The sequence below is a fragment of the Moorena sp. SIO4E2 genome, assembly GCF_010671945.1.
GTDB lineage: Bacteria > Cyanobacteriota > Cyanobacteriia > Cyanobacteriales > Coleofasciculaceae > Moorena > Moorena producens.
In genome coordinates this window covers 1-1,420 of sequence record NZ_JAAHIE010001210.1, presented here as the reverse complement: position 1 = coordinate 1,420, position 1,420 = coordinate 1, and the positions used below count along the sequence as shown (strand labels likewise).

Genomic DNA, 1,420 nt, shown 5'->3' with positions numbered 1-1,420 from the left:
TATGGCACAGCCATAGATGCGGTACTCATTACGCCATTCGTTGTGGAAAACCAGATAACGATCCCTTTCTCTATCAAAGATAAGTTGAGCATTGAGATCATAACTGGCAAAGCTTTCTAAAAATTCGCAGGTAATCTGACGATATTGATCTAATTTATCCATTTTTTTGTAAAGCTGTTTTAACTGTATTGTGGAAAATATCTTTGGCCATATTTGGATTATTATAATAAAATTCCCAACACTGGCGGTGCGTTACGGGACGGGCTATCCTAACACTACCAGGCGGAAAATGAGTCCGAGCCCGTCCCTAACGCACCCTACTGGACTTGATTATTGCCTAAGTAATTGATTAAAGCGCTTTAGGATTTTAAGAACCTGCTCCAAGCCTGTCTTATTCCGAAGAGAAAATGAATCTGAATCACCATACTTTGGTGTATTGTCTTTGCTCAGCTTTAGGAAAATAAAATCTGGCCCATTGGTGATAAATCCAAAAGCAGGTATTTTTGATTCAAGATTCCCTAGCATATAACTTAGTGCTTGGGGGATGCCAACTTCCAGGGAGTAATCGGCTCGTTTGGCTTCGATGACTAAAACCCAAAATTCAGGAGTATAGATCAGTAGGTCAAGTCTTCCTGTAATAATTGTTTCTTGATCTTCGGAAGTAATTTCTACGACTTTTTCAGCAGTAAGATAAAAGGGAGGACGATAAAAACCAGCTAGTTTCAATAATGGGGAAAGTACTACCATTTTAACAATGGTTTCCACCATTGGACGCTCTGATAAGTGGAGATAGTCTTTCTTTATTTCGTTTAGCTCTTTTTTTTCTAATTCTGTTAGTTCTGGTAAATCATCTTGCCACTCCTGAAAGAATTGCTCATCATCGGTGCGCTCTAAGCCAAATTTTATTCTTAAATCGTAGAGGGTAATTTGGTTAGCTGGAATTGCGGTAACCATGGCTTGATTTACTATAAGGGAGTAGGGAGCAGGGAGTAGGGAGCAGGGAATAGGGAATAGGGAAGATAAAAGAGGAACAGATGTAGGGTGGGCAGTAATTATAATGCGGATGGTAAAGTTTGGATAAGGTATGATTACTGCCCACCTTCCGATTAATTTAACGCTGATGGTGGGCAGTGCCAATAACTTCTAGTACCAGCTCGAAATTTATTAGGAATCACTGCCCACCCTACGATTAATTTGACTCTGATGGTGGGCAGTGCCAATAATCCCTAGTACCAGCTCGAAATTTATTAGGAATCACTGCCCACCCTACGTAATTAAATATCTAAATCGTTTAGATTGAGTCGAGCGCCATAGGTTTCAATGAATTGGCGGCGAGGAGCAACCCGGTCTCCCATGAGTACAGTAAAGATTCTGTCTGCTTCAGCAGCATCTTCGATTTCGATTTGCTTCATGGTGCGAG

The 1,420-nt window shown here is 40.7% G+C and carries 3 protein-coding genes; all 3 read right to left on the bottom strand.

From position 1 onward, the window contains the following. Window positions 1-162 (bottom strand): element excision factor XisI family protein (locus F6K37_RS42270; RefSeq protein WP_287257202.1); only part of this gene is annotated, 162 nt, incomplete at its 3' end. Between the two features lie 168 nt (window positions 163-330). Beyond that, window positions 331-1,137 (bottom strand): type I restriction endonuclease, encoded by an 807-nt coding sequence (locus tag F6K37_RS42265; protein ID WP_287257201.1) that lies wholly within the window; start codon window positions 1,135-1,137, stop codon window positions 331-333. A gap of 137 nt (window positions 1,138-1,274) precedes the next feature. Continuing rightward, on the bottom strand, window positions 1,275-1,420 hold a 146-nt coding region (locus F6K37_RS42260; RefSeq protein WP_287253032.1), incomplete at its 5' end, for a hypothetical protein.